At 69.9% G+C, this 25,850-nt stretch carries 27 protein-coding genes; 12 read left to right on the forward strand and 15 right to left on the reverse strand.

The window, feature by feature from the left end:
- The first annotated feature begins 124 nt into the window (after positions 1-124).
- The 4 genes from OG866_RS13810 to OG866_RS13825 all read left to right on the forward strand — a co-directional run bounded on the left by OG866_RS13810 (position 125) and on the right by OG866_RS13825 (position 4,326).
- Positions 125-1,078, forward strand: coding sequence for an ABC transporter ATP-binding protein (locus OG866_RS13810; RefSeq protein WP_329334624.1), 954 nt, complete (start codon positions 125-127; stop codon positions 1,076-1,078).
- Positions 1,079-1,080: 2 nt separating this feature from the next.
- Positions 1,081-1,851 carry an ABC transporter permease gene (locus OG866_RS13815; protein WP_329334625.1) on the forward strand — a complete coding sequence of 257 codons (771 nt, stop codon included), beginning with the start codon at positions 1,081-1,083 and terminating at the stop codon, positions 1,849-1,851.
- Positions 1,852-1,954: 103 nt separating this feature from the next.
- Entirely contained in the window at positions 1,955-3,391 is a 1,437-nt protein-coding gene (locus OG866_RS13820) for an ABC transporter ATP-binding protein (RefSeq protein ID WP_329334626.1), read from the forward strand.
- A 77-nt stretch (positions 3,392-3,468) separates the two neighbouring features.
- Positions 3,469-4,326, forward strand: coding sequence for an ABC transporter permease (locus tag OG866_RS13825; protein ID WP_329344087.1), 858 nt, complete (start codon positions 3,469-3,471; stop codon positions 4,324-4,326).
- Positions 4,327-4,335: 9 nt separating this feature from the next.
- Here OG866_RS13825 and OG866_RS13830 read toward each other — a convergent pair whose 3' ends face one another.
- Complete coding sequence (locus OG866_RS13830; protein WP_329334628.1) at positions 4,336-4,665, reverse strand: ATP/GTP-binding protein; 330 nt, start codon at positions 4,663-4,665, stop codon at positions 4,336-4,338.
- A gap of 223 nt (positions 4,666-4,888) precedes the next feature.
- Here OG866_RS13830 and OG866_RS13835 point away from each other — a divergent pair, with 223 nt between their 5' ends.
- The gene (locus OG866_RS13835; RefSeq protein WP_329334630.1) at positions 4,889-5,923 is read left to right on the forward strand and encodes an LLM class flavin-dependent oxidoreductase; all 1,035 of its coding nucleotides are present in this window, start codon (positions 4,889-4,891) and stop codon (positions 5,921-5,923) included.
- Positions 5,924-6,005: 82 nt separating this feature from the next.
- Here the strand turns inward: OG866_RS13835 and OG866_RS13840 are convergent, their stop codons facing one another.
- On the reverse strand, positions 6,006-6,398 hold the full coding sequence (locus OG866_RS13840; RefSeq protein WP_329334632.1) for an SCO5389 family protein: 393 nt from the start codon (positions 6,396-6,398) through the stop codon (positions 6,006-6,008).
- A 254-nt stretch (positions 6,399-6,652) separates the two neighbouring features.
- Between OG866_RS13840 and nucS the strand changes: the two genes are divergently transcribed.
- Positions 6,653-7,324, forward strand: coding sequence for an endonuclease NucS (nucS, locus tag OG866_RS13845; RefSeq protein ID WP_329334634.1), 672 nt, complete (start codon positions 6,653-6,655; stop codon positions 7,322-7,324).
- 78 nt (positions 7,325-7,402) lie between these two features.
- Here nucS and OG866_RS13850 read toward each other — a convergent pair whose 3' ends face one another.
- The 4 genes from OG866_RS13850 to OG866_RS13865 form a co-directional block, all read right to left on the reverse strand.
- Complete coding sequence (locus OG866_RS13850) at positions 7,403-9,919, reverse strand: ATP-binding protein (RefSeq protein WP_329334636.1); 2,517 nt, start codon at positions 9,917-9,919, stop codon at positions 7,403-7,405.
- Between the two features lie 275 nt (positions 9,920-10,194).
- Positions 10,195-10,518: an STAS domain-containing protein gene (locus tag OG866_RS13855; RefSeq protein WP_046262498.1), complete on the reverse strand. Its 324-nt coding sequence runs from the start codon at positions 10,516-10,518 to the stop codon at positions 10,195-10,197.
- Positions 10,519-10,725: 207 nt separating this feature from the next.
- Positions 10,726-11,574 carry a 3-hydroxyacyl-CoA dehydrogenase family protein gene (locus OG866_RS13860; protein ID WP_329334639.1) on the reverse strand — a complete coding sequence of 283 codons (849 nt, stop codon included), beginning with the start codon at positions 11,572-11,574 and terminating at the stop codon, positions 10,726-10,728.
- 136 nt (positions 11,575-11,710) lie between these two features.
- Positions 11,711-12,352, reverse strand: a complete 642-nt coding sequence (locus tag OG866_RS13865) for a TetR/AcrR family transcriptional regulator (protein WP_329334641.1) — start codon at positions 12,350-12,352, stop codon at positions 11,711-11,713.
- Between the two features lie 80 nt (positions 12,353-12,432).
- On the opposite strand from OG866_RS13865, the gene OG866_RS13870 reads away from it, so the two are divergent.
- The 3 genes from OG866_RS13870 to OG866_RS13880 are packed head-to-tail and all read left to right on the forward strand — an operon-like array spanning position 12,433 to position 14,564.
- Positions 12,433-13,215, forward strand: a complete 783-nt coding sequence (locus OG866_RS13870) for an ABC transporter ATP-binding protein (RefSeq protein WP_329334643.1) — start codon at positions 12,433-12,435, stop codon at positions 13,213-13,215.
- Positions 13,216-13,228: 13 nt separating this feature from the next.
- A complete protein-coding gene (locus OG866_RS13875) occupies positions 13,229-13,978 on the forward strand; it encodes an ABC transporter permease (RefSeq protein ID WP_329334645.1) in 750 nt (249 codons plus the stop codon).
- Between the two features lie 13 nt (positions 13,979-13,991).
- Positions 13,992-14,564 (forward strand): cob(I)yrinic acid a,c-diamide adenosyltransferase, encoded by a 573-nt coding sequence (locus tag OG866_RS13880; protein WP_329334647.1) that lies wholly within the window; start codon positions 13,992-13,994, stop codon positions 14,562-14,564.
- A 5-nt stretch (positions 14,565-14,569) separates the two neighbouring features.
- Here the strand turns inward: OG866_RS13880 and OG866_RS13885 are convergent, their stop codons facing one another.
- A complete protein-coding gene (locus OG866_RS13885; RefSeq protein WP_329334649.1) occupies positions 14,570-15,103 on the reverse strand; it encodes a hypothetical protein in 534 nt (177 codons plus the stop codon).
- A 161-nt stretch (positions 15,104-15,264) separates the two neighbouring features.
- Between OG866_RS13885 and OG866_RS13890 the strand changes: the two genes are divergently transcribed.
- The 3 genes from OG866_RS13890 (at position 15,265) to OG866_RS13900 (ending at position 19,020) form a co-directional block, all read left to right on the forward strand.
- Positions 15,265-16,434, forward strand: a complete 1,170-nt coding sequence (locus OG866_RS13890; RefSeq protein WP_329334651.1) for a sensor histidine kinase — start codon at positions 15,265-15,267, stop codon at positions 16,432-16,434.
- A complete protein-coding gene (locus tag OG866_RS13895; protein ID WP_329334653.1) occupies positions 16,431-17,072 on the forward strand; it encodes a response regulator transcription factor in 642 nt (213 codons plus the stop codon). Before OG866_RS13890 ends, OG866_RS13895 begins: the two co-directional genes overlap by 4 nt.
- A gap of 118 nt (positions 17,073-17,190) precedes the next feature.
- Positions 17,191-19,020: a glycoside hydrolase family 18 chitinase gene (locus OG866_RS13900; RefSeq protein WP_329334655.1), complete on the forward strand. Its 1,830-nt coding sequence runs from the start codon at positions 17,191-17,193 to the stop codon at positions 19,018-19,020.
- Positions 19,021-19,031: 11 nt separating this feature from the next.
- On the opposite strand, the gene OG866_RS13905 is transcribed toward OG866_RS13900, so the two are convergent.
- From OG866_RS13905 to atpE, 8 genes are all read right to left on the reverse strand, one after another.
- Positions 19,032-19,478 (reverse strand): DUF2550 domain-containing protein, encoded by a 447-nt coding sequence (locus tag OG866_RS13905; protein WP_329334657.1) that lies wholly within the window; start codon positions 19,476-19,478, stop codon positions 19,032-19,034.
- Between the two features lie 128 nt (positions 19,479-19,606).
- Positions 19,607-19,981, reverse strand: coding sequence for a F0F1 ATP synthase subunit epsilon (locus tag OG866_RS13910; protein ID WP_046262507.1), 375 nt, complete (start codon positions 19,979-19,981; stop codon positions 19,607-19,609).
- A 133-nt stretch (positions 19,982-20,114) separates the two neighbouring features.
- Entirely contained in the window at positions 20,115-21,551 is a 1,437-nt protein-coding gene (gene atpD / locus OG866_RS13915; RefSeq protein WP_329334661.1) for a F0F1 ATP synthase subunit beta, read from the reverse strand.
- Complete coding sequence (locus OG866_RS13920) at positions 21,551-22,465, reverse strand: F0F1 ATP synthase subunit gamma (protein WP_329334663.1); 915 nt, start codon at positions 22,463-22,465, stop codon at positions 21,551-21,553. Before OG866_RS13920 ends, atpD begins: the two co-directional genes overlap by 1 nt.
- Before the next feature lie 21 nt (positions 22,466-22,486).
- Positions 22,487-24,076 carry a F0F1 ATP synthase subunit alpha gene (gene atpA / locus OG866_RS13925; RefSeq protein ID WP_329334665.1) on the reverse strand — a complete coding sequence of 530 codons (1,590 nt, stop codon included), beginning with the start codon at positions 24,074-24,076 and terminating at the stop codon, positions 22,487-22,489.
- Between the two features lie 126 nt (positions 24,077-24,202).
- Positions 24,203-25,018, reverse strand: a complete 816-nt coding sequence (locus OG866_RS13930) for a F0F1 ATP synthase subunit delta (protein WP_329334667.1) — start codon at positions 25,016-25,018, stop codon at positions 24,203-24,205.
- Positions 25,015-25,566 (reverse strand): F0F1 ATP synthase subunit B, encoded by a 552-nt coding sequence (locus tag OG866_RS13935; protein ID WP_329334670.1) that lies wholly within the window; start codon positions 25,564-25,566, stop codon positions 25,015-25,017. Before OG866_RS13935 ends, OG866_RS13930 begins: the two co-directional genes overlap by 4 nt.
- 43 nt (positions 25,567-25,609) lie before the next feature.
- On the reverse strand, positions 25,610-25,840 hold the full coding sequence (atpE, locus tag OG866_RS13940; protein ID WP_006381669.1) for an ATP synthase F0 subunit C: 231 nt from the start codon (positions 25,838-25,840) through the stop codon (positions 25,610-25,612).
- Positions 25,841-25,850: the final 10 nt, after the last annotated feature.

Raw genomic sequence — 25,850 nt, forward strand, 5'->3', positions numbered from 1 at the left:
CCCCGAACGGTGCGGGCCCTTTGTCGTGCCTGCGGCCCTGTCCCGCCCCGCGGCCGCCGCTCGCGTCGCGCTCCGGCTCCCGGCTCAGGTGGCAGCGTCCCAGGGCCCGTCTTAGCGTGGCCGCATGATCGAGCTCGAGGGCCTGACCAAGCGGTACGGCGAGAAGGTCGCGGTCAACAACCTGACCTTCACCGTCAGACCGGGCATCGTCACGGGCTTCCTCGGGCCCAACGGCGCCGGCAAGTCGACGACGATGCGCATGATGCTCGGCCTCGACCGGCCCACCGCCGGGGACGTCCGCATCGACGGCCGGCACTACGACCGGCTGAAGGACCCGCTCACGTACATCGGCGCCCTGCTGGACGCGAAGGCCATGCACGGCGGGCGCAGCGCCTTCAACCATCTCCTCTGTCTCGCGCAGAGCAACGGCATCCCGCGCAGCCGGGTCGCCGAGGTGCTCGACACCGTCGGACTGACGGCCGTGGCGAAGAAGAAGGCCAAGGGGTTCTCGCTCGGCATGGGCCAGCGCCTCGGCATCGCGGGCGCGCTCCTCGGCGACCCGCGGATCCTGATGTTCGACGAGCCGGTGAACGGCCTCGACCCCGAGGGCATCCACTGGATCCGCAATCTGATGAAATCGCTGGCCGCGCAGGGCCGGACCGTCTTCGTGTCGTCCCACCTCATGAGCGAGATGGCGCTGACCGCCGATCACCTCGTCGTCATCGGCCAGGGGCGGCTGCTCGCCGACACGTCCATGGCCGAGTTCATCGAGCAGAACTCACGGTCGTACGTCCGGATCCGCTCGCCCCAGCGCGAACGGCTGCTTGACGTGCTGCACGGGGCCGGGATCACGGTCGTGGAGACCGGCGCCGGCGCGCTGGAGGTCGACGGCGGCAAGCCCGAGCACATCGGCGAGCTGGCGGCCCAGCACCAGATCGTGCTGCACGAGCTCAGCCCCCAACAGGCCTCCCTGGAGGAGGCGTTCATGCAGCTGACCGCCGAGTCGGTCGAGTACCACGCGCACAGCGAGCCCGCTCAGGAGCAGCAGCCCTGGGGCGACGGCTGGAAGGGGAACTGACCATGCCGGCAGCCCAGGTCGTCCGGTCCGAGTGGACCAAGATCCGGTCGGTGGCGTCCACGGTGTGGACGCTCTCGCTCGCCGTGGTCGTCACGCTCGCCCTCGGCGTGCTGATCTCCGCCCTGTCGAAGAACGAGTTCGACAAGATGAGCCGCAAGGACCAGCTCTCCTTCGACCCGACCTTCATCAGCTTCGCCGGGATGAGCCTCGGCCAGCTCGCGATGATCGTGTTCGGGGTGCTCGTCGTCTCCAACGAGTACAGCACCGGCATGATCCGCACCTCGCTGGCCGCCGTACCGCAGCGCGGCACCTTCCTGTTCAGCAAGATCGCCGTCGCGACCGGCCTCTGCCTCGTCGTCGGCCTCGTCACCAGCTTCGTCGCGTTCTTCCTCGGGCAGGCCATGCTCGGCGAGCACCGGGCGCACATCGGCGACCAGGGCGTGCTGCGCGCGGTCATCGGCGGCGGCCTCTACATGACGCTCATCGCGATGTTCTCCATGGGCGTCGCCGTGATGCTGCGCTCGCCGATGCTGTCGCTGGGCATCCTGATGCCGTTCTTCTTCCTGATCTCCAACATCCTCGGCAATGTCTCGGCCACCAAGAAGATCGGCCGGTTCCTGCCGGACCAGGCCGGCAGCAAGATCATGCAGGTGGTCACCCCGCTCGACGACGACACTCCCTACGGCCCCTGGGGCGGGCTCGCGATCATGGTGCTGTGGGTGGCGGCGGCGATCGCGGGCGGGTACGTGCTGCTGAAGAAGCGAGACGCCTGAGGCTTTACGGCCTCTTGAGTGGAACCGTCAGCGCCCGGATAAGCTCCTAACCCTTACGGGGGCGTGCGCCCTGCTGTCCTGAACCTTTCGATGGGTGCGGAGCATGATCGAGGCAGTCGGCCTGACCAAGCAATATGGCGACAAGACCGCTGTGTACAACCTTTCCTTCCAGGTGCGGCCCGGTTCCGTCACCGGCTTCCTGGGCCCCAACGGCTCGGGCAAGTCGACGACGATGCGGATGATCCTGGGTCTGGACAACCCCACGTCGGGGCAGGTGACGATCGGCGGCTACCCGTACCGCAAGCTGCCGAACGCCCCCCGTCAGGTCGGCGCCCTCCTCGACGCCAAGGCGGTCCACGGCGGCCGGCACGCCCGCAACCACCTCCTCTGCCTCGCCCAGCTGTCCGGCATCCCGGCCCGCCGGGTGGACGAGGTGCTCGGTGTGGTCGGCCTCCAGGACGTGGCGCGGAAACGTTCCAAGGGCTTCTCCCTCGGCATGGGCCAGCGGCTCGGCATCGCCGCCGCGCTCCTCGGCGACCCGCAGGTCCTCCTCTTCGACGAGCCGGTCAACGGCCTCGACCCCGAGGGCATCCTCTGGGTGCGGAACCTGATGAAGTCCCTGGCGGCGGAGGGCCGTACGGTCTTCGTCTCCTCGCACCTCATGAGCGAGATGGCGCTGACCGCCGACCACCTGATCGTCATCGGGCGCGGCCAGCTGCTGGCCGACATGAGCGTGAACGACTTCATCGCGGCGAACTCCGCGGGCTTCGCACGCGTCCGCACGCCCGACACCGAGCCGCAGCTCCGCGAGAAGCTGACGTCCGCGCTGACGGAGGCCGGCGGCCATGTGCTGCCCGAGCAGGACGGCGGGCTGCGGATCACAGGGCTCCCGCTCCCCCGCATCAGCGACATCGCGCACGACACGGACGTACGTCTGTGGGAGCTGTCACCGCACTCCGCCTCCCTCGAAGAGGCGTACATGCGGATGACGCAGGGGGCCGTCGACTACCGCTCGACCATCGACCAGAAGGCCGGGCTGCAACGCCCCCTCCCGCCCGGCGCCCAGCCCCCGATGCCGGTCCCGGGCCAGGGCCAGCCCGACTGGTACGCCCCGCCGCCGCCCCAGCAGCAGTACACCCCGCAGGGCCAGGCCCCTACGGGCCCGTACGCCGCGGGCCAGCCCTCAGGGGGCCCGTACGGCGCCCCGGGCGCCCCCGTCCCGGCCGCAGCCCCTTACGGCGCTCAGGCCGCCGGCGCGGGCACCGCCAACCCGTACGCCGCCGCGCCCCCTCAGGCCGCCCCGAGCGACGCTCCGGCACCCCAGCCCCCGGCCCAGGCACCCGACCTCACCAAGCAGCCCACAGCAGCCACACCGCCCGCTCAGCCCGCCGCAGGCGCCGCCCCGGCCGCAGCTCCCGCGTCCGCGCCCGCCGCCCCGGCCCCGGCGCAGCCCGCCACCCCGGCATCCGCTGCTGCCGCCCCGGCCCCCGCGCCCACCCCGTCCGCTGCCGACCTGACCAAGCCCGAGGACGCCCGATGAGCACGCCACAGCCTCAGATGCCGCAGGCCGCCGCGCCCCAGCCTCCGATGCCGCAGGCCGCCGCACCTCAGCCTCAGATGCCGCAGGGCCCCGCGCCCCACTGGCAGGCGGCGCCGGCTCCCGCGTACGCCGGGTACACCTCGCCCATCCCCGTCGTGCGCACGCACCTCGGGCACGCGATCGCCTCGGAGTGGACGAAGATCCGGTCCGTGCGGTCGACGATGTGGACGCTCGGCGTGTTCATCCTGCTCGTCGTCGGGATCGGGCTGCTGGCCGCCGTGGTCGTGTCGAGCAGTGCCGGCGAGACCGACCTGGCCGGTGAGAACCCGCTCTCCTTCGGCTTCTTCGGGCTGCTGCTCGGCAGCATGTGCGTCATGACGCTCGGCGTGCTGACCACCGCCTCCGAGTACGGCACCGGCATGATCCGCACCACCACGACCGCGTGCCCCAGCCGGGTCCGCGTGCTCGCGGCGAAGGCGATCGTGTTCTTCACCGTCGCCTTCGTGGTCACCTTCACGTCGGTCCTGCTGGTCGCCCTCGCGGACGTGGCCCTGCTCGACAGCAGCGGCGTCCGGGACCCCTCGGGCGGCGAGTGGCTCAAGGGCACCCTCGGCATCTCGCTCTACCTGGCGCTGCTCGGCCTGCTCTCGCTCGTCATCGGCTCGATCATCCGGCACTCGGCGGGCGCGATCACCATCATGATCGGCGTGGTGCTGGCCCCGCTGGTCATCGCGCTGTTCATGTTCTCGTCGTCGCTGGAGAAGCTGCGCGAGGCCCTGTTCGAGTACTCGATCCCGAACCAGCTGAGCGTCTTCTACTCCAACTCCCTCACCGAGAGCGGCCCGTCCGGCTGGGACCCGCTGTGGATCATGCTCGGCGTGACGGCCGTCGCGTTCGCGGGCGCGTGCGCACTGCTGGAGAAGCGGGACGTCTGAGCGACGTACCTAGAACTTCGGCGCGTTACGGGACCGCTGCACCCGCGTGGTGCGGCGGTCCTTCGCGTTCCAGCACGCCTTGTGCCAGTGCCGCCGCTCGTCGACACCCGAGTGCTCCGGCCAGGCCACCACATGCGGGACGCCGTCCGGGATCAGCTGGTCGCAGCCCGGGCAGCGGTAGGCCTTGCCCTGGGCACTCGCGCCCGCCACATGACGGATGTTCCACTGGTCGCCCTGCCAGCTCTCCATGGACTGCCAGCCGCCGTACCGGCCGGACCGGTCGTCCTCGGCGCTCCGGCCGGAATCGGAACCCTTGGGTCGGTTGCGACGCGGGGACACGGAACACCTCTCGGGGTTATACAGGAAGCACGGGCCGTGTCCAGCCTACGCGGCACGGACAGGGGTACGCGAAGGGCACCAACCCTCGCAAGTCCCCCTCGCGGACGCCGCATTCGGCAGACAATCCGCAAATCTCTTCGCCAGGCCGTGTCCTCGGCACGTGTCAGACGGTTATGCCGGGTGGGGGAGCTCCGCGTCGGAGCCAAGGAAGCAGGAAAAGCACATGCGTGTCGGAACTTTCGTGTTGGCTGCCCAGTTCCCGGGACAGGGCCAGGGGGAGGCACTGCACCGCGCGGTCCGCTCGGCCGAGGTGGCCGAGGAGGCGGGTCTCGACTCGGTCTGGCTGGCCGAGCACCACTTCGTGCCGTACGGCACCTGTCCGTCGGCGATCACCCTGGCCGCGTTACTGCTGGGCCGTACCCGCCGGCTCCGGGTCGGCACCGCGGTCAGCGTGCTGCCCACCGCCCACCCGGTGGCCCTGGGCGAGCAGGCCGCGCTGCTGCATCTCACCTCGGGCGGGCGCTTCTCGCTCGGCGTCGGCCGCGGCGGGCCGTGGGTCGACCTGGAGGTGTTCGGGTCCGGGCTCTCGGCCTACGAGAAGGGGTTCCCGGAATCACTCGATCTGCTGGTGCGCTGGCTGCGCGAGCCCTCCGTGGCGGCCGACGGCGAGCGCTACCGCTTCCGTGAGGTCCCCGTCGTACCGCGCCCGTCGGAGGCCCTGGCGGAGGAGCCCGGGTCGGGCCCGGAGGTCGTCGTCGCGTGCACATCACCGGCGAGTGTGCGGCTGGCGGCCGAGCGCGGGCTGCCGATGCTGCTCGGGATGCATGTGGGGGACGAGGAGAAGGCGGAGATGGTCGGCCTGTGGCGGCAGCACGCGCGCGCGGCGGGCCGTCCGCGGGACGAGATCCTGGGCGCGGGCCATGTCTCCGCCGGCGTCTGCCAGATCGCGGACAAGCGCACGGACGCCGTCGAGGCGCTGGTGAAGGCGATGCCGGGGTGGCTGCGGCAGGGCCTTGAGGCCCATGTGACGGTCGACGGCCGTCATCGCTCGATGCGCGATCCGCTGGCGTACACCGAACTGCTCTGCGGGCTGCACCCGGTGGGTACCCCCCGGCTGTGCGCCGACCGGCTCGCCGCCACCAGTGAGCGGACCGGCATCTCCCGCTTCGCCCTGCTCGTCGAGGGCTCGGGAGACCTCGCGGCGACCGAGGAGAACGTACGACGGCTGGGCGCCGAGGTCCTCCCCCACCTCGGCTGACCGTGAGACCCGCGCAGAGCTTGCCGCCCCGGTACTGAATGCACCTCCCGCGTACGGAGCGGCAAGCGAACGGCTCGCTGCGTCAGCAGTCCCGGAACTCCGGAGACTGGTTCAGCAGCTGACTGCGGACCGAGGTGAAGCGGACCAGTGTCTCGTCCACCGAGGCGTCCAGCGGGAACACCGCCACCCGGTGGCAGTTCTGGAAGGCCAGCCGTACTCCGAAGTGCCGTTGCAGCGCGCCGCGTATCGCGTCACTCGCGAGCGTACGCAGCAGCTGACCGCGTGCCTGCTCGTCCGGCGGAGGCGTCTGGTTGTCGGCGAACGCACCGCCGTCGACCTTCAGCTGGGCCACCAGGGAGCTGATCATCTCCCATGCGTAGGGCAGGGAGGTCCGGACGCAGTCGACGAATTCCGCTTCGTCGACCTCGCCTCGCTCGGCCTTCTCGAGTAGGGCCGGTGAGACGTCGAGCGACATGGGTTCTCCTCTCGCACCCCCAAGCAACAGGGGTTGCCGGACAGTTGAGGGAGTCCGCGACGCCGAACACGCTGAGTACATGGCTCGCGACCTCCCGTTTACTACGGTAGGCAACGGGCCGTGACGGCACCAGGAGATTGCGTACATAGAGGGTCCCCAATGGGCACACAATCGGCCACAAACGAACACGGGTGGTTCCGGGTGGTACGGGCCGAATCGCTTCGACGGCAGGCCGTCGAGTAGCGTTGCCCACCATGCGTCTCGTCATTGCCCGGTGCTCCGTCGACTACGCGGGCCGGCTCACCGCCCACCTCCCGTCCGCGCCCCGCCTGATCCTCGTGAAGGCGGACGGCAGCGTCTCGATCCACGCGGACGACCGGGCCTACAAGCCCCTGAACTGGATGTCGCCGCCCTGCACGTTGAAGGAGGGTTCCGGCGACGAGGACGGCGTCTGGACCGTCATCAACAAGGCCGGCGAGAAGCTGATCATCACGATGGAGGAGATCCTCCACGACTCCTCGCACGAACTGGGCGTCGACCCCGGCCTGATCAAGGACGGCGTGGAAGCACACCTCCAGGAACTCCTCGCCGACCGCATCGACACCCTCGGCGACGGCTACACCCTCATCCGCCGCGAGTACATGACCGCCATCGGCCCGGTCGACATCCTCTGCCGGGACTCCGAGGGCCAGACCGTCGCGGTGGAGATCAAGCGGCGCGGCGAGATCGACGGCGTCGAGCAACTCACCCGCTACCTGGAGCTGTTGAACCGCGACCCCCATCTCGCCCCGGTGCGCGGCATCTTCGCGGCCCAGGAGATCAAGCCCCAGGCCCGTGTCCTCGCCACGGACCGCGGCATCGGCTGCACGGTCCTCGACTACAACGCCCTGCGCGGCATCGAGGACGACAAGCTGCGGCTGTTCTGACAGCGGCTTTCGAGGCTCTACGACGATGAGGGCCGGGTTCCCGCGGGGAACCCGGCCCTCACTGCTGGCGCAGGCGCGTCAGATCACCGTGTCCGACGCCGAACCCGAGGTGCTGGGCGTCCCGGCGGCGCTGCTCTCCGGGGCGCCGGCGGGCGCGCTGGAGGAGGCCGAACCACTGGCCGAGGTGGAGGTGGACGGGTCGTCCGTGGGGGTGGGCGTCGGGGTCGGCGTCGGCGAGTCGGTGGGCTCGGTCGGCGTCGGCGTCGGGGTGGGAGTCGGCGTGGACGACGTCGGCGGCTTCGTCGACGAGGACGGCGGCTTCGTCGTGGGCGTCTTCGACGGCGAACTCGACGACGACGGCTTCTTCGTCCCGCTCGGATCGTCCGAGGGCTCCGCGCTCTCCGTCGGCGTCGGGTCGTCCGATGTGCCGAACGTGCCGTCGGGGCCCGGGTCGGTCGGGCGGCTGGTGGCCGTGCCGGTGTCGCTCTTGCCGTCGTCGTTCTTCGGCACGTCGGCGCCGAGGCTGCCGTCGTCCGCGCCCTGACTGGCCGACGGGTTGACGCCGACCTTGTCGGAGGGGTTGTTCGCGTCGTTGTCGGACGTCGCGCCGAGCGTCACCACCGTGCCGAGCACGGCCGCGAGGAGCGCGCCCGCACCGGCCGCGACGAGGTTGCGCCGGGCCAGGCCCTTGAGGCCGCCGCGGGCCTTGCGGTTCGGGACGGGGCCCGCGGGGGCCGCGGCCCGGTGGGTGACCAGGGTCGCCGTCTCGTTCGGCGGCTGGAGCGGCGGGAAGGCCATGGGGACGCCGCCGGGCGGCGACTGCGACTCCTCACGGCGGGCGTCGGGCACCTCCTCGCCGGCGGTCGCGGTGATCCCCAGCGGCACCCCGGACCGGTCGGCGACCAGGGCGAGGGCACGGCGGCCCGCGACGGTGCCGCGCTTGTCGGCGAGGGCGCCGCGCAGCGCGATGGCGGCCTCCAGCTCGGCGCGGGCCCGGTCGAGCTGGTCGGCACAGAGTGCGAGGACGCCCAACTCGTGGTGGAAGTAGGCCTGTTCGCCGACCTCGCCGGCGGCCCGGGCGGCTTCGGCGCCGAACCTCAGGGCCCGCTCCCAGGCGCTCCAGAGCAGCCCCGCGGCGAAGGCGGGCGCCGCGGTGCGGGCCAGCTGGACGGTGACGTTCTCCTCGTCCTCGGCGGGCGGCTCGGCGACCGGCACGAGCACGGCGAGGGCGGCGAGCACGGCGTCGGCCTCGGCGCACACGCGCTCGGGCGTGACCGAGGGATGCCCGGCCCACCAGGCGTAGTGCCGGCCCGCGGCCAGCGCCCGGGCCTCGATGTCATCGCCGTATCCGGCGCCCTCCAGCTGGGTCTGCACCCCCGCGGCGAGCCGGTAGCGGGCACCGACCGGGGTGATGAGCGCGCAGCTCAGCAGCTCCCCCAGCGCGGCGTCGGCGTGTGTGTCGCCGACGAGGGCGGGCAGATGGGCCTGGTGCGGCACCTCGCCGCCGAGCGCCACGGCGAACCGCAGGGCGGTGCGCGCCGATTCGCTGAGCCGCCCGGCGAGCAGCGTGGCCGGTGCGGCGCCCTCGGCGAGCGAGGGCAGCGGTACGTCGTGGCCGTCGCCGGCCTCGAAGGGGGCGTCGATCTGGGCTTCCTGGAAGACGCCGAACTCGTCGAAGGCCTCGGCGCTGGCGCGCAGTTCGTCGCGCTGCCGCAGCAGGGCGCCGGCCTGCACGAAGCGCAGTGGCAGGCCCTCGGACTCGAACCAGAGGTCGCCGGCCCAGTTGGCCTCGTCCTCGGTGAGGACCCGGCCGACGGCACGCTCCAGGAGCTCCACTCCCCCGGCCCGGTCCAGGCCGCCGAGGAAGACCTCTTCGAGGGCCGAGTCGGCGGACGGGGCGGGGACGTCGGGGGTCGCGGCGACCAGGAAGGCGCACTCGGGGGTGGCGTCGAGCAGGTCGTCGAGGGCGGCGCCGCCGAACTCGACGTCGTCGAGGACGACGACCGCGCCGATCTCCCGGACGAGGGCCGGCAGCTCCTCATGTCCGGGCCGGTGCAGGGGTGCGTCGTAGACGGCGTAGAAGAGGTCGTGGAGGAGGTCGTCCGGGGTGCGGTGGAAGCCGCTGAGGCGGACGACGCCGTCGGGCGCGAGGTCCGAGCAGTCCTCGGCGACGACGTCGAGGAGGCTGGTGCGGCCCGATCCGGCGGGGCCGGTGAGGCGGACGGAGCGGCCGCGGGCGAGCAGCCGCACGAGGCGCTCGCGTTCGTCCTGGCGGGCCAGCAGCGGCAGCCTGGGCGGGGTGGGGCCCGGCGGGACCGGCGGGCGGGCCGCGCGGTCGCTCTCGGCACGGTCGGCGGCGCCGAGCTTCCGCGGCCGGGCGGGCCGTTCGCCGGGCGGGCAGGCCTCTATCTCGCTGCCGTCGACGGGGTTGACGGTGAGCAGGTGGTCGCCGGCGACCAGCTGCACGGTGCGGGCCAGGGCGGGTGTGCTCTGGCCGAAGTCGGGTGTGAGCGGATCCCGGGTCGGACGCTGGCGCGACGGGCTGCCGTCACCGTCGTGGCCGTACTCCTCGGGTCCCCGGTTGTTCGGGTCCATAGGTTTCAAGCCCCCCAAAAGCGTCTCGTGTGTCGTGGGTCCTCCGGGACCCAGGCCCCCTCCGGCCTGCTGCACACCGCGCTGTCGCTTCTGGTCCGGGCCCGCTCGTTCAGGGATGTACATCCAGCGGGCGACCGAACCCTAAACCTTCGCACAGTATCTACGACAGCCCGGGGTACCGCGCCGTCCGAGACGTCACAGTCTCGTGAGGATTGTGCGCGTCGCGGCTTTCACCATTGCAACACCGGGCGCTCACACCGCAGGCACACGAGGGTTCACACCCGGGGCAGCGACTCCACCCCGATGCCGCCCTCGATCGCCAGGATCCGGTGCAGCCGGGTGGCCACCAGCAGGCGCTGCATCTGCGGCGGTACGTCGCGCAGCACCAGGCGTCGGCCGCAGCGGCCGGCCCTGCGGTGGGCCCCCATGATCACCCCGAGTCCGGTGGCGTCCCAGGAGTCGAGCTCGGACAGGTCGAGCACGAGATCGCCGACTCCGTCGTCGACGGCCGTGTGCAGGACTGTACGGGCGTCCGCCGCGCTGCGGACGTCGAGGCGGCCCCCGACGACCAGCTCGACGTGGTCGCCCCTGATGAACATATGCGCTCCCCGTGGTGCGTCTCGTGCTCCGCGAATGTGATGTCCGGTGATGCAACCTCTGACTGCGCGAGGCGGTCAGAGGTTGCCGTCTGTAAGCGAACCGATACCGAATTCACCCCTCGGTGTGACACCTGAGGGGCGTATGTGCATTCGGGCGTTGATCAGTACGTGTACCGGGTGCCGATCAGTACGTGTACCGGATGGTGATCAGTACGTGTAGAAGCCCTGCCCGCTCTTGCGCCCGATGTCACCGGCGTCAACCATCCGGCGCATCAGCTCCGGCGGAGCGAACTTCTCGTCCTGGGACTCTGTGTAGATGTTGCCGGTGGCGTGCAGCAGGATGTCGACGCCGGTGAGGTCGGCCGTGGCGAGCGGGCCCATGGCGTGCCCGAAGCCCAGCTTGCAGGCGAGGTCGATGTCCTCGGCCGTGGCCACGCCCGACTCGTAGAGCTTGGTGGCCTCGACGACGAGGGCGGAGATGAGCCGGGTGGTGACGAAGCCGGCGACGTCCCGGTTGACGACGATGCAGGTCTTGCCGGTCGACTCGGCGAACTCCCGCGCCGTGGCGAGGGTTTCGTCGCTCGTCTTGTAGCCGCGGACGAGCTCGACGAGCTTCATCATCGGCACGGGCGAGAAGAAGTGGACGCCGACGACCCGCTCGGGGTGCTCGGTGGCCGCCGCGATCTTGGTGATCGGGATGGCGGAGGTGTTGGAGGCGAGAACGGCGTCCGGCCGCACGATCTTGTCGAGCGCGCGGAAGATCTCGTGCTTCACTTCGAGCTTCTCGAAGACCGCCTCGACGACGATGTCGGCGTCCGCGACGGCGTCCAGATCGGTGGTCGCGGTGATCCGGCCGAGGGCGGCGTCGGCGTCGTGCGCCTCCATCTTGCCCTTGCTCACGAACTTGTCGTACGAGGTCTTGATGCCGTCGGTGCCACGCTTGAGAGCCTCGTCGGTGACATCCCGCAGGACGACGTCCCAGCCCGCCTGAGCGGAGACCTGGGCGATCCCGGAACCCATCAAGCCGGCGCCGATGACGGCAAGCTTCCGTGCCACTGTTGCGACTCCCCTTTGTACGCCTTACCCGCTGTTTGGATTGCCTCTTCGGCGGACCTTAGCGTTCGTGAGGTGCTGTGTGACCGGTAAGTAATGCGCGTCACGTCTCATCTGACGGACATCACACCGGCAGACGTCACGACGGGTCCCGTACGGCGTAGTTGAGCACCTTCTGGCTCAACAGCCCCTCGATCTCGTCGAGCAGTACGAGCACCTCACGGGACACTTCATCCGGATTGCGGCCCTTGACCATCTCACGCCCGATAACGCCCATGACGGTGTGGTGGATCCAGTTGAGCTGACCGGCCATCAGCGTGGGGATCGGGTCGTCCTCGGCGGCGGCGGTCTCCTCGCGCAGGGCTGTCTCCAGATTCTCCTGGACCTCCTGCTGGATGCTCCACAGTCGCGACTGAAGCGGTGGCGCGGCATGGATGACCCGCATGAACCGGTCGTACCCGGCCATCAGCCCGACCCGGGGCGAGACCGCCTCGACCTCGTCGCGCAGCTCCCGCAGCAGGGCGGCGGCGGCCGACTCGCCGGCGTCCCGGCCGCGCACCCAGCGGGCCAGGCGGTCGACGACGCCCTTGCTGCGGTCGAGGAAGAGGTCCTCCTTGGTGGCGAAGTAGTTGTAGACGGTGTTGACGGAGACATCGGCGGCCTCCGCCACGTCCGCGATCGTCACGTCCATGAAGCCGCGCTCCAGGAACAGCCCGGTGGCGATGTCCGAGATCCGCTGTCTCGTCTCGCGCTTCTTCCGCTCCCTGAGCCCCTCTGTCATGGTCCACATCCTAACTTCGGTGGTGTCTCTTAAATTTTGGGGCCATTGCAAAATTTAAGGCTCTCTGTTTTTCTGGGCGCATGACCGTCATCAGTACGGCCGGACTGGCCCGTACCTTCCAGACCAAGCGCGGCCCCGTGGAGGCCGTGCGCGGCATCGACCTGACCGTCCGCGAGGGCGAGATCCTCGGCTTCCTCGGCCCGAACGGCGCCGGGAAGACCACCACCCTGCGCATGCTCACCACCCTGCTCGCCCCGACCGGCGGAGCCGCGACCGTCGCCGGTCACGACCTCGCCACGGACCCGGCCGGGGTCCGCCGGGCCTGCGGATACGTGGCCCAGTCCGGCGGCGTCGACCCGCAGATCGGCGTGCGCGAGGAGCTGGTCACCCAGGGCCGCCTCTACCGGCTGACGAAGAACCAGGCCGCCGACCGCGCCGAGGAGTTGGCCCACGACCTCGGCCTGACCGAGCTGCTCGACCGCAAGTGCGGGGAGCTGTCGGGCGGCCAGCGCCGCCGCCTGGACATCGCGATGGCGCTGACCCACCACCCGAAGGTCCTCTTCCTCGACGAGCCGACCACCGGCCTCGACCCCGGCAGCCGCGCCGACCTGTGGGACCTGATCCGGCGCCTGCGCGCCCAGCACGGCACGACCGTCTTCCTCACCACCCACTACCTCGACGAGGCCGACGCCCTCTCCGACCGCCTGGTGATCGTCGACCGGGGCGTGGTCGTGGCCGAGGGCACCCCGACCGCGCTCAAGCTGGAGTACGGCGGCTCGATCGACGCCACGCTCCAGGACACGTTCCTCGCCATCACCGGCCGCAGCGCGCCTGAGGCCGACGCCGCCCCCGTAGCCGTATAGGAATCCCCCGAAGATGCTTCTTCACGACACCGCGCTCATCTACGGCCGCTATATGCGCCAGTCCCTGCGCTCGCGCTTCGCGCTGCTCTTCGGCGTGCTGATGCCGCTGCTCTACCTGCTCTTCTTCGGCCCCCTCCTGACCGATCTGCCGCTCGGCGGACAGGGCAGTTCCTGGCAGGTCCTGGTGCCCGGACTGCTCCTCCAACTCGGGCTGTTCGGGGCCCTGTTCGCCGGGTTCATGATCATCCTGGAGAAGGGGGCGGGCATCGTCGACCGGATGCGGGTCACGCCCGTCAGCCGGCTCGGGCTGCTGCTCGGCAGGGTGCTGCGGGACGCGACCGTCTTCGTCTTCCAGGCGGTGCTGCTGGTGCTGGCCGCGCTGGTGATGGGGCTCAGGGCGCCGCTCGCCGGCATCCTGATCGGCTTCGCCTTCGTCGGACTGCTCACGGTCTCGCTCGCCTCGCTGTCCTACGCGGTGGCGATGAAGGTCCGCACACCCCAGGAGTTCGGTCCGCTCATCAACGCCGTGTCGATGCCCTCGATGCTGCTGTCCGGGCTGATGCTCCCGATGACCCTCGGCCCCGCCTGGCTGGACGTCCTGTCCCACTTCATGCCGTTCCGCTATCTGGTGGACGCGATGCGGGACGCGTACGTCGGTGAGTACACGACGGCCCACATGGCGTACGGCGTCCTGGTCGCCCTCGGCTTCTCGGCGCTCGCCGTGACAGTGGGCACACGCGTCTTCCGGACGGCCGGAGCGTAACTAGGCTGGTCGCATGGTCAATCTGACGCGCATCTACACCAGGACCGGCGACCAGGGCACCACCGCCCTCGGCGACATGAGCAGGGTCGCCAAGACCGACCTGCGGATCTCGGCGTACGCCGACGCCAACGAGGCGAACGCGGTGATCGGGACGGCGATCGCGCTGGGCGGGCTCGCCGAGGAGGTCGTGAAGGTGCTCACGCGCGTCCAGAACGACCTGTTCGACGTCGGCGCCGACCTGTCCACGCCCGTCGTCGAGAACCCGGAGTTCCCGCCGCTGCGGGTCGAGCAGTTCTACATCGACAAGCTGGAAGCCGACTGCGACCACTTCAACGAGCAGTTGGAGAAGCTGCGGTCCTTCATCCTGCCCGGCGGGACGCCTGGTGCCGCCCTGCTGCACCAGGCCTGCACGGTCGTACGGCGCGCCGAGCGCTCCACCTGGGCGGCGCTGGAGGTCCACGGTGAGGTGATGAACCCGCTCACCGCGACCTACCTCAACCGCCTGTCGGACCTGCTGTTCATCCTCGCCCGCACCGCCAACAAGGACGTCGGTGACGTGCTGTGGGTGCCCGGCGGGGAGCGTTGACGGCGTTAACGCTCGCGCTTGGGAAACAGCGTGTAGCTGCCGGCGATGACCACGTTGATGCCGACCACCCAGAGCATGCGCTGCTGCCACGCCTGGAGCGAATCGGTGTCGCCGGCGCCTCCGACGTACCAGATCGCGGCCTGCAACAGGGCCATGGCGACCACCGCGGCGGCGATCCAGCGGCCCGCGACCCTCCACTCGTGGACGGCGCGGGCCGTGCCGTACTTCGGCGGCCGCACCGGCGGCGGGCCGCCCGCGAAGCGGTGGGCGAACTGGGCGTCGGCCCAGCGGATCGTGGAGTGGCCGAGCCCCACGGTGAAGCCGATGTAGACAGCGGCCAGCCCGTGCTTCCAGTCGGGTTCCGCCCCGTTGCGGAGGTCCACCGCCGTAACGGTGAACAACACCAACTCCAGCAAAGGCTCGCACAGCAGCAGGGCTAGCCCGGTACGCGGCATCTTCAGCACGTACCGGAAGGCCAGCCCGGCGGCCAGTAGCGCCCAGAACGCCACCTCGCAGGCGATGATCAAGGCGACCAGCACGGCTCGCTCCTCACAGAAAAGTCCGTCACCCCTCCAGGCTCGGGCCTCGATCCCCCGCCTTCCTCGTCGTCACCGACGAACTCGCCGTACATCGAAAGATGCAGTCCAGGACCGTCCCCGGGGATCAGGCGGGCGGCGCGGCGGCCGTGTTTCATGGGGACATGGCTGTACGACTCCCCCGCCCGCACCGCTTCGACGTGTACGTCGCGGCCGGCGGGCTGCTCGGCGGCCTGCTGCTCGTGCTGCTGGGGCTCGGCACCCGGCGCTCCGACGACCCGATCACCCTCTTCGACGGCCCCTGGCCGGTACTGCTGCCGCTCACCGTGCTGGCCGGCTGCGAACTGCTGCGCCGCACGGCACCCCGCGCGGCCCTGCTCACCGGCACGGCCGCGATCTGCGCGGACCTGACCACGCAGGGCAGCCTGGCGTCGGTGCTGATGTTCACCGACCTCGTCTACGCGGCCGTCCTGTACGGCCCGCTCGCCTCGGCCCGCCGCATCCAGTGGATCACCGGTCTGCTCACCGTGGTCGCGACGCTGGTGCCGTTCGCGGTGTGGCGGGTGCCGGAGGCGCTGCTGATCGGTGTGGTCGTCGGCGTCGTGGCGTACGGGCCCGCCGCCACCGGCTGGATCGTCCGCAACCACCGTGACGCCGCCGAGGCCGCCCGCCTGCGCGCCGAACAGACCGCGCTGCTCGCCGAGATGGACCGCAGCCAGGCCGTCGTCGCCGAACGCGCCCGGATGGCGAGGGAGTTGCACGACATGGTCGCCAACCACCTCTCCGCGATCGCGATCCACTCCACCGCCGCGCTGTCGCTGGACGACCCGAAGACCTCCACGGAGGCCCTCGGTGTCATCCGTGAGAACAGCGTCAAGGGGCTGGCGGAGATGCGCCGGCTGATCGGCATCCTGCGCGACGGTGACGAACAGCCGAGCGCGGTCCCGACCCTCGACGGCCTCACCGCCCTCGTCGAGGACGCCCGCACCAACGGCCTCGACGTCACGCTGGACTCCGGGCCCGGCACGACCGTGCCCGCCCCCGTCGAGCTGGCCGCCTACCGCATCGTCCAGGAGTCCCTGACCAACGCGCTCAAGCACGCCTGCCCCGGCCGGGTCACCGTCACCCTGGCCCGGCGGGACGGTTCGCTGGACGTGCGGGTGAGCAGCCCGTACGGCCACCGGGAGGGCCCGAGAGCCCGCGGTTCCGGCGCGGGTCTGATCGGGATGCGGGAGCGGGTCGCGCTGCTGGGCGGCACGTTCGAGGCCGGTCCCGAGGGCACCCTGTGGGCCGTACGCGCCACCCTCCCCCTCACCGATGGAGACCCCGCATGATTCGTGTGCTCGTCGCCGAGGACCAGTCCGCCGTCCGTGCCGGGCTCGTCCTCATCCTGCGCAGCGCCCCGGACATCGAGGTGGTCGGCGAGGCCGCCGACGGGGAGCAGGCGGTGGCACTGGCCCGGGAGGTGCGGCCGGACCTGGTCCTGATGGATGTGCAGATGCCGCGTCTGGACGGGGTGTCGGCGACCCGGAAGGTCACGGAGGAGGGGCTCGCGGACGTCCTCGTGCTGACCACCTTCGACCTCGACGAGTATGTGTTCGGGGCACTGCGGGCGGGCGCGGCCGGGTTCCTGCTGAAGAACACGGAGGCGAAGGACCTCGTCGAGGCCGTCCGCACGGTGGCCCGCGGGGAGGGGATCGTGGCCCCGGCCGTCACCCGGCGGCTGATCGCCGAGTTCGCGGCGAAGCCCGTACGGCGGTCGAGCGCGGACCCAGCCGTCCTGGACGCCCTCACCCGCCGTGAACGCGAGGTCCTGTCCTGCCTCGGCGAGGGGCTGTCCAACGCGGACATCGCGGGACGCCTCGACATGGCGGAGGCGACGGTAAAGACGCACGTCAGCCGCCTTCTGGGCAAGCTGGAGCTGCGGAGCCGGGTGCAAGCGGCCGTCCTCGCGCAGGAGTTGGGTGTCTGAGCGGTTGCATACGAGAGTGGTCCAGACCTATTGACCCGTGGTCCAGACCTTTCTATTCTCGCGGCACCGTGGGCACGAAGGCTCAGTCGTGCCCCCATCCCCGAGAAGGAGGCGCGGTATGCGCTTCAGACACAGAGCCGCGGCAGCGTTCGCGACGCTGTTGCTCCCCTTCGCCGGACTGGTCGGGCTGGCCAGTCCCGCCCAGGCCGCGACGTCCGCGACCGCGACCTTCGCCAAGCCCCAGGACTGGGGCACCGGATTCGAAGGCAAGTGGACCGTCAAGAACACAGGCGACACCACCCTCAGCTCCTGGACCGTGGAGTGGGACTACCCCTCCGGCACCTCGGTCACCTCCGCCTGGGACGCCGACGTCACCTCCTCCGGCACCCACTGGACCGCCAAGAACAAGTCCTGGAACGGCACCCTCGCCCCCGGCGCCTCCGTCTCCTTCGGCTTCAACGGCTCCGGCTCCGGCTCCCCGTCCAACTGCAAGCTGAACGGCGGCAGTTGTGACGGCGGCACCACCACCCCCGGCGACGCCGCGCCCAGCGCCCCCGGCACCCCGACCGCATCCGGCGTCACCGACACCTCGGTGAAGCTCTCCTGGAGCGCGGCCACCGACGACAAGGGCGTGAAGAACTACGACGTCCTGCGCAACGGCACCAAGGTCACGACGGTGACGACGACCTCGTACACCGACACCGGCCTGACCGCGGGCACCTCGTACTCCTACACCGTCCAGGCCCGCGACACCGCCGACCAGACCGGCCCGGTCAGCGGCGCGGTCTCCGTGACGACCACGGGCGGCGGCACCACCGACCCGGGCACCGGCGGCAACAAGGTCAAGCTCGGCTACTTCACCGAGTGGGGCGTCTACGGCCGCAACTACCACGTCAAGAACCTGGTGACCTCGGGCTCCGCCTCGAAGATCACCCACATCAACTACGCCTTCGGCAACGTCAAGGACGGCAAGTGCGTCGTCGACGACACCTACGCCGCCTACGACAAGGCCTACACCGCCGACCAGTCGGTCAGCGGCGTCGCCGACACCTGGGACCAGCCGCTGCGCGGCAACTTCAACCAGCTGCGTGAACTGAAGGCCAAGTACCCGAACATCAAGGTCCTCTACTCCTTCGGCGGCTGGACCTACTCCGGCGGCTTCGCCCAGGCCGCCGCCAACCCGGCCGCGTTCGCCGCGAGTTGCAAGTCCGTCATCGAGGACCCGCGCTGGGCGGACGTCTTCGACGGCATCGACATCGACTGGGAGTACCCCAACGCCTGCGGGCTGACCTGTGACACCTCCGGTGCCGCGGCCTTCAAGAACCTGGTGGCGGCGTTGCGTTCGGAGTTCGGCAGCGACTACCTCGTCACCGCCGCGATCACCGCGGACGCCTCCAGCGGCGGCAAGATCGACGCGGCCGACTACGGCGGCGCCTCGGCGTACCTCAACTGGTACAACGTGATGACGTACGACTACTTCGGCGCCTGGGACAAGACCGGCCCCACCGCCCCGCACTCCCCGCTCACCTCGTACTCCGGCATCCCGAAGGCCGGCTTCAACTCGGCCGACGCGATCGCCAAGCTGAAGGCGAAGGGCGTGGCGTCGAGCAAGCTCCTGCTCGGCATCGGCTTCTACGGCCGCGGCTGGACCGGTGTCACCCAGGCCGCCCCCGGCGGCACCGCCACCGGGCCGGCGACCGGCACCTACGAGGCCGGCATCGAGGACTACAAGGTCCTCAAGACGTCCTGCCCCGCCACCGGCACCGTCGGCGGCACCGCGTACGCCTACTGCGGCAGCAACTGGTGGTCGTACGACACCCCCGCCACCATCGGCACCAAGATGACCTGGGCCAAGAACCAGGGCCTCGGCGGCGCCTTCTTCTGGGAGTTCAGCGGTGACAGCTCCAACGGCGAGCTGGTGAGCGCCATCAACAGCGGGCTCAGCTAGCGGTACCCGTACTACGCGACATTGACGCGCTGACCGGGCGGGGCTGCCTCAAGCCACGCGAGAAAACCGGTCAGCGCGTCTTCGCTCATGGCGAGCTCCAGGCGCGTGCCCCGGTGGAGACAGGTGAGGACGACGGCGTCGGAGAGCAGCGCCAGCTCCTCCTCGCCCTCGGGGAGACGGCGGCCGGCGACCTCGATCGCGGCGCGCTCCAGGACGCGGCGCGGGCGGTAGGCGTAGGAGAAGACGCGGTACCACTCGATACGGTCACCGTTGTAGCGGGCTACGCCATAGCTCCAGCCTTTGCCGCTGGTGTCGGTTTTCTCCGGGACGTCCCAGCGCAGGGAACAGTCGAAGGTGCCGCCCGAGCGCTGGATCAGTCTGCGGCGCAGGCCGAAGACGAACAGGCCCAGGACCACCAGGGCGACCACGATTCCGCACACAGTCAGAGCGAGGACCATCGACACCGACCTCCTCGTCTACTCGGTAACGGAATGGAAAAAACATCCACATTTGCCTCAGCCGCGACCGGGGCCGGATTTCTCCGGTCCCAGCCGCGGCTGAGTGACGTCATACGGTCTCGCGCAGGCTAGCGCGTCGCCGCCGCACGGATGCGTACGTCGGCGCGACGCTCGGCGGCGGCGTCACCCTCCGCCTTCGCGCGCTCCAGCTCCCGCTCGGCGCGCTGGACATCGATCTCGTCCGACAGCTCGGCGATCTCGGCCAGCAGCGACAGCTTGTTGTCCGCGAACGAGATGAAACCGCCGTGCACAGCGGCGACGACCGTTCCACCATCACTCGTACGGATGGTCACCGGGCCCGACTCCAGCACACCGAGCAGCGGCTGGTGACCGGGCATGACGCCGATGTCGCCGGACGTGGTGCGCGCGACGACCAGGGTGGCCTCGCCGGACCAGACCTCTCGGTCGGCCGCGACCAGCGCGACGTGCAGCTCAGCAGCCAAGGTGGCTCCTCGGGTCACCACCCGGCTGTTCGGCCGGGTGTTGGTTACAAGTCTAGTAGGCGTGAAAGAGGGGGCGGGACGTGCCCCGCCCCCTCAGGTGTGAGCCGCAGGGCTCACTTCGAACTCAGTGAGTTCAGGAGACGCCCAGCTCCTTGGCGTTGGCCTTGAGGTCCTCAATGCCACCGCAGAGGAAGAACGCCTGCTCCGGGAAGTGGTCGTAGTCGCCGTCGATGATCGCGTTGAACGCGGTGATCGACTCGTCCAGCGGTACGTCCGACCCGTCGACGCCGGTGAACTGCTTGGCGACGTGGGTGTTCTGGGACAGGAAGCGCTCCACGCGACGGGCGCGGTGGACGACGAGCTTGTCCTCTTCGCCCAGCTCGTCGATACCGAGGATCGCGATGATGTCCTGAAGGTCCTTGTACTTCTGGAGGACCGTCTTGACGCGCATCGCGGTGTTGTAGTGGTCCGCCGCGATGTAGCGGGGGTCGAGGATGCGGGACGTCGAGTCCAGCGGGTCCACGGCCGGGTAGATGCCCTTCTCGGAGATCGGACGGGAGAGAACCGTCGTCGCGTCGAGGTGGGCGAAGGTGGTGGCCGGGGCCGGGTCGGTCAGGTCGTCCGCGGGGACGTAGATCGCCTGCATCGAGGTGATCGAGTGACCACGGGTCGAGGTGATGCGCTCCTGGAGGAGACCCATCTCGTCGGCCAGGTTCGGCTGGTAACCCACCGCGGAGGGCATACGGCCGAGCAGGGTCGAGACCTCGGAACCGGCCTGCGTGAAGCGGAAGATGTTGTCGATGAAGAACAGCACGTCCTGCTTCTGCACATCGCGGAAGTACTCCGCCATGGTCAGACCGGCGAGGGCCACGCGGAGACGGGTGCCCGGGGGCTCGTCCATCTGACCGAAGACCAGGGCGGTCTTGTCGATGACGCCCGAGTCGGCCATCTCCTCGATGAGGTCGTTGCCCTCACGGGTGCGCTCACCGACACCGGCGAACACGGAGACACCGTCGTGGTTGTTGGCGACGCGGTAGATCATCTCCTGGATGAGCACCGTCTTGCCGACGCCGGCACCACCGAACAGACCGATCTTTCCACCCTTGACGTACGGGGTGAGAAGGTCGATGACCTTGACGCCGGTCTCGAACATCTCGGTCTTCGACTCGAGCTCGTCGAAGTTCGGGGCCTTGCGGTGGATGCCCCAGCGCTCGCCCTCGTACTGCTCGTCGACGTTGAGCACCTCACCGAGGGTGTTGAACACCTTGCCCTTGGTGAAGTCGCCGACCGGCACGGTGATGGAGGCACCCGTGTCGGTCACCGGGGCCTGGCGGACCAGACCGTCGGTGGGCTGCATCGAGATGGTGCGGACCAGGCCGTCACCCAGGTGCTGGGCGACCTCCAGGGTCAGCGTCTTCTTCGCGCCGTCGAGGGCCGGGTCGGCCACCTCGACGTGCAGCGCGTTGTAGATCTCCGGCATCGCGTCGACGGGGAACTCCACGTCGACGACCGGGCCGATGACCCGGGCGACGCGGCCCGTGGCCGTCGCGGTCTCAACAGTGGTGGTCATTAGCGGTCACTCCCCGCGGTCGCGTCGGCCAGGGCTGCGGAGCCTCCGACGATCTCGCTGATTTCCTGGGTGATTTCGGCCTGGCGGGCCGCGTTGGCAAGCCGGGAGAGCGTCGTGATGAGCTCTCCGGCGTTGTCGGTGGCCGACTTCATCGCGCGGCGGGTGGCGGCGTGCTTGGAGGCAGCCGACTGGAGCAGCGCGTTGTAGATACGGCTTTCGACGTACCGCGGCAGAAGGGCGTCGAGGACGTCCTCCGCCGACGGCTCGAAGTCGTACAGCGGAAGGATCTCGCCCTTGGGCGCCTCCGCCGCAACCTCTTCGAGGCTGAGCGGCAGCAGACGGTCGTCGAGCGCCGTCTGCGTCATCATCGAGACGAACTCGGTGAAGACGATGTGGAGTTCATCCACGCCACCCTCGGCCGTGTCCTTCTCGATGGCCTCGATCAGCGGACCCGCGACCTTCTTGGCGTCCGCGTACGTGGGCTCGTCGGTGAAACCCGACCACGACTCCACGACCTTGCGCTCGCGGAAGTTGTAGTGGGCCAGACCGCGGCGGCCGACGATGTACGTGTCGACCTCCTTGCCCTCGGCCTCAAGACGCGCGGTCAGCTGCTCCGCCACCTTGATGGCGTTGGAGTTGAAGGCGCCGGCGAGACCACGGTCGCTCGTCAGCAGCAGCACCGCGGACCGCACGACCGTCTCGGCCTGCGTGGTCAGCGGGTGCTTCGTGTTCGAACCGGTACCGACCGCCGTGACCGCGCGGGTGAGCTCGGTCGCGTACGGCGTGGAGGCCGCCACCTTGCGCTGCGCCTTGACGACGCGCGAGGCGGCGATCATCTCCATCGCCTTGGTGATCTTCTTGGTCGCGGTGACGGATCGGATGCGACGCTTGTAGACCCGGAGCTGGGCTCCCATGAGTCAGGTCCCTTCCTTACGTCACTTGGCGGCGGCCGGAGCGTCCTCGCCGAGAAGCTTTCCGTCCGAGGTCTCGAACTGCTTCTTGAACTCGGCGATCGCGTCGGCAACAGCGGTGAGGGTGTCGTCCGACATCTTGCCGCCCTCCTTGATGGAGGTCATGAGGCCCTGCTCCTTGCGGTGCAGGTACTCAAGCAGCTCCTTCTCGAAGCGGCGGATGTCGGCGACCGGGACGTCGTCCATCTTGCCGGTGGTACCGGCCCACACGGAGACGACCTGGTCCTCGGTCGGCATCGGCTGGTACTGCGGCTGCTTGAGCAGCTCGACCAGACGCTGACCACGCTCCAGCTGGGACTTCGACGCGGCGTCCAGGTCGGAACCGAAGGCGGCGAACGCCTCCAGCTCGCGGTACTGGGCCAGGTCGAGGCGCAGTCGGCCGGAGACCTGCTTCATCGCCTTGTGCTGCGCGGAACCACCGACTCGGGAGACGGAGATACCGACGTTCAGCGCGGGGCGCTGACCGGCGTTGAACAGGTCCGACTCCAGGAAGCACTGGCCGTCGGTGATGGAGATGACGTTGGTCGGGATGAACGCGGAGACGTCGTTGGCCTTCGTCTCGACGATCGGCAGACCCGTCATCGAACCGGCGCCCAGGTCGTCGGAGAGCTTCGCGCAGCGCTCAAGGAGACGGGAGTGCAGGTAGAAGACGTCACCCGGGTAGGCCTCACGCCCCGGCGGGCGGCGCAGCAGCAGGGACACGGCGCGGTAGGCGTCGGCCTGCTTCGAGAGGTCGTCGAAGATGATGAGGACGTGCTTGCCCTCGTACATCCACTGCTGACCGATGGCCGAACCGGTGTACGGCGCCAGGTACTTGAAGCCGGCCGGGTCGGACGCCGGGGCGGCGACGATGGTCGTGTACTCCAGCGCGCCGGCCTCTTCGAGGGCGCCACGCACGGAGGCGATGGTCGAACCCTTCTGACCGATGGCGACGTAGACGCAGCGGACCTGCTTCGACGGGTCGCCGGAGCGCCAGTTGTCGCGCTGGTTGATGATCGTGTCGACGGCCAGGGCGGTCTTGCCGGTCTGGCGGTCACCGATGATCAGCTGACGCTGGCCACGGCCGATCGGGGTCATCGCGTCGACGGCCTTGTAGCCGGTCTCCATCGGCTCGTGCACCGACTTACGGGCCATGACGCCCGGAGCCTGAAGCTCAAGGGCGCGACGACCGCTGGTCTCGATCTCGCCGAGGCCGTCGATCGGGTTGCCGAGCGGGTCGACGACGCGGCCGAGGTAGCCCTCGCCGACGGCCACGGAGAGGACCTCACCGGTACGCGTGACCGGCTGACCCTCCTCGACGCCGCTGAACTCGCCGAGGATGACGGTACCGATCTCGCGCTCTTCGAGGTTGAGCGCAAGACCGAGGGTGCCGTCCTCGAACTTCAGCAGTTCGTTGGCCATGGCCGAGGGCAGACCCTCGACCTTCGCGATGCCGTCGCCGGCAAGGGTGACCGTACCGACCTCCTCGCGCGAGGCCGCGTCCGGCTTGTACGACTGGACGAAGTTCTCCAGCGCGTCCCGGATCTCCTCCGGCCGGATCGTGAGCTCCGCCATCTGGGTTCCCTGCTCTCCTTGTTGGGCCCGAAGTTTCACTTTGGGGGTCTGGGGGCGACCCCCAGGATTCTTCATGTACGGCCCAACCAGGGCCGTCGTAAGTACGTACTGCTATGAAGTTGCTGCTCAGCCCGCCAGGCGGCGGCCGGCGTCCTCGATGCGGTCCGCGATGGAGCCGTTGATGACCTCGTCGCCGACCTGCACCCGGATACCGCCGAGAACCTCGGGGTCCACGTCGATGTTCAGGTGGACCGGGTGGCCGTAGAGCTTCCCGAGTGCGGCGCCCAGGCGCTGCTTCTGCGCGTCGCTCAGCGGTACCGCCGAGGTGACGACGGCGACCAGACGGTTGCGTCGGTCCGCGGCGAGCTTGGACAGGGACTCCAGTCCCGCTTCCAGGCTACGTCCCCGCGGCGCGGTCACAAGACGCGTCACCAGACGCTCGGTGGCAGCGTCGGCGCGACCGCCGAGCAGGCTGCGCAGCAGCTCGCCCTTGGCCGAACCGGTCGCGGCGCGGTCGGTCAGCGCGGCCCGCAGCTCGGTGTTCGAGGCGACGATCCGGCCGAACCGGAACAGCTCGTCCTCCACGTCGTCGAGCGCGCCGGACTGCTGCGCGGCGGTGAGGTCGGCGAGAACCGCCAGCTCCTCAAGGGCGTCCACCAGGTCACGCGACTGCGACCAGCGGGAGCGCACCATGCCGGACACCAGGTCCGCGGTCTCGCCGCCGACCTGGCCGCCCAGGAGACGCCGGGCCAGTTCGGCCTTGGCCTCGCCGGCCTGCGCCGGGTCGGTCAGGACCCGACGCAGCGACACCTCGCGGTCGAGCAGCGCGGTGACGGCGGCCAGTTCCTCGGCGAGCGTGCGGGCGCTCACGGACGTGTTGTCCGTCAGCGCGTCCAGACGCTCACGTGCGGCTGCCAGGGCCTCGCGGCTCGCTCCGTTCATCGCGCGGCCTCGGCCTTCTCCTCGAGCTCGTCGAGGAAGCGGTCGATCACGCGGGACTGCCGGGCGTGGTCCTCGAGGGACTCACCGACGAGCTTGCCGGCCAGGTCGGTGGCGAGCTTGCCGACGTCCTGGCGCAGCGCGGACGAGGCGGCCTTGCGGTCGGCCTCGATCTGGGCGTGACCGGCGGCGACGATCTCCTCACGCTGCCGCTGGCCTTCCGCGCGCATCTCGGCGATGAGCGTGGCGCCCTGCTCCTGTGCCTCCTGGCGCAGGCGCGCGGCCTCGTGGCGGGCCTCGGCGAGCTGTGCCTTGTACTGCTCAAGGACGCTCTGGGCCTCGGTCTGTGCGGCCTCGGCCTTCTCGATACCGCCCTCGATGGCCTCGCGCCGCTCTTCCAGAACCTTGTTGATGGTCGGGAGGAGCTTCTTGGCGAGGAAGCCGAAGACGATGACGAAGGCGATCAGGCCGATGACGAGCTCCGGCCACGGCGGAATGAGGGGATTCTCCTTCTCCGCCTCGGCCGCCAGCTGAACCAGTGCGTGGTTCACATCAGTGCCTTTCGTCTAATTACGGTTGGTCGCTTGGTTCGTCTTAGTAGACGAACGGCATGACCAGACCGATGAGGGCGAGCGCCTCACAGAAGGCGAAGCCGAGGATCTGGTTGGCGCGGATGAGGCCGGCCGCCTCGGGCTGGCGGGCGAGGGCCTGCGTGCCGTTACCGAAGATGATGCCGACGCCGACGCCCGGGCCGATCGCGGCGAGGCCGTAACCGATGGAGCCGAGGTTGCCTTCGACCGCAGCGAGGGTCTGGAGAGCGGACATGCCGGTTCTT

The sequence above is a fragment of the Streptomyces sp. NBC_00663 genome, assembly GCF_036226885.1.
Classification (GTDB): Bacteria; Actinomycetota; Actinomycetes; order Streptomycetales; family Streptomycetaceae; genus Streptomyces.

What these genes read in the sequence shown, in the direction of transcription:
- OG866_RS13810 (WP_329334624.1), top strand. Translation starts at nt 125, where the DNA reads ATGATCGAGCTCGAGGGCCTGACCAAGCGGTACGGCGAGAAGGTCGCG.
- OG866_RS13815 (WP_329334625.1), top strand. Translation starts at nt 1,081, where the DNA reads ATGCCGGCAGCCCAGGTCGTCCGGTCCGAGTGGACCAAGATCCGGTCG.
- OG866_RS13820 (WP_329334626.1), top strand. Translation starts at nt 1,955, where the DNA reads ATGATCGAGGCAGTCGGCCTGACCAAGCAATATGGCGACAAGACCGCT.
- OG866_RS13825 (WP_329344087.1), top strand. Translation starts at nt 3,469, where the DNA reads ATGCCGCAGGGCCCCGCGCCCCACTGGCAGGCGGCGCCGGCTCCCGCG.
- OG866_RS13835 (WP_329334630.1), top strand. Translation starts at nt 4,889, where the DNA reads ATGCGTGTCGGAACTTTCGTGTTGGCTGCCCAGTTCCCGGGACAGGGC.
- OG866_RS13840 (WP_329334632.1), bottom strand. Translation starts at nt 6,398, where the DNA reads ATGTCGCTCGACGTCTCACCGGCCCTACTCGAGAAGGCCGAGCGAGGC.
- nucS (WP_329334634.1), top strand. Translation starts at nt 6,653, where the DNA reads ATGCGTCTCGTCATTGCCCGGTGCTCCGTCGACTACGCGGGCCGGCTC.
- OG866_RS13850 (WP_329334636.1), bottom strand. Translation starts at nt 9,919, where the DNA reads ATGGACCCGAACAACCGGGGACCCGAGGAGTACGGCCACGACGGTGAC.
- OG866_RS13855 (WP_046262498.1), bottom strand. Translation starts at nt 10,518, where the DNA reads ATGTTCATCAGGGGCGACCACGTCGAGCTGGTCGTCGGGGGCCGCCTC.
- OG866_RS13865 (WP_329334641.1), bottom strand. Translation starts at nt 12,352, where the DNA reads ATGACAGAGGGGCTCAGGGAGCGGAAGAAGCGCGAGACGAGACAGCGG.
- OG866_RS13870 (WP_329334643.1), top strand. Translation starts at nt 12,433, where the DNA reads ATGACCGTCATCAGTACGGCCGGACTGGCCCGTACCTTCCAGACCAAG.
- OG866_RS13875 (WP_329334645.1), top strand. Translation starts at nt 13,229, where the DNA reads ATGCTTCTTCACGACACCGCGCTCATCTACGGCCGCTATATGCGCCAG.
- OG866_RS13880 (WP_329334647.1), top strand. Translation starts at nt 13,992, where the DNA reads ATGGTCAATCTGACGCGCATCTACACCAGGACCGGCGACCAGGGCACC.
- OG866_RS13890 (WP_329334651.1), top strand. Translation starts at nt 15,265, where the DNA reads ATGGCTGTACGACTCCCCCGCCCGCACCGCTTCGACGTGTACGTCGCG.
- OG866_RS13895 (WP_329334653.1), top strand. Translation starts at nt 16,431, where the DNA reads ATGATTCGTGTGCTCGTCGCCGAGGACCAGTCCGCCGTCCGTGCCGGG.
- OG866_RS13900 (WP_329334655.1), top strand. Translation starts at nt 17,191, where the DNA reads ATGCGCTTCAGACACAGAGCCGCGGCAGCGTTCGCGACGCTGTTGCTC.
- OG866_RS13905 (WP_329334657.1), bottom strand. Translation starts at nt 19,478, where the DNA reads ATGGTCCTCGCTCTGACTGTGTGCGGAATCGTGGTCGCCCTGGTGGTC.
- atpD (WP_329334661.1), bottom strand. Translation starts at nt 21,551, where the DNA reads ATGACCACCACTGTTGAGACCGCGACGGCCACGGGCCGCGTCGCCCGG.
- OG866_RS13920 (WP_329334663.1), bottom strand. Translation starts at nt 22,465, where the DNA reads ATGGGAGCCCAGCTCCGGGTCTACAAGCGTCGCATCCGATCCGTCACC.
- atpA (WP_329334665.1), bottom strand. Translation starts at nt 24,076, where the DNA reads ATGGCGGAGCTCACGATCCGGCCGGAGGAGATCCGGGACGCGCTGGAG.
- OG866_RS13930 (WP_329334667.1), bottom strand. Translation starts at nt 25,018, where the DNA reads ATGAACGGAGCGAGCCGCGAGGCCCTGGCAGCCGCACGTGAGCGTCTG.
- atpE (WP_006381669.1), bottom strand. Translation starts at nt 25,840, where the DNA reads ATGTCCGCTCTCCAGACCCTCGCTGCGGTCGAAGGCAACCTCGGCTCC.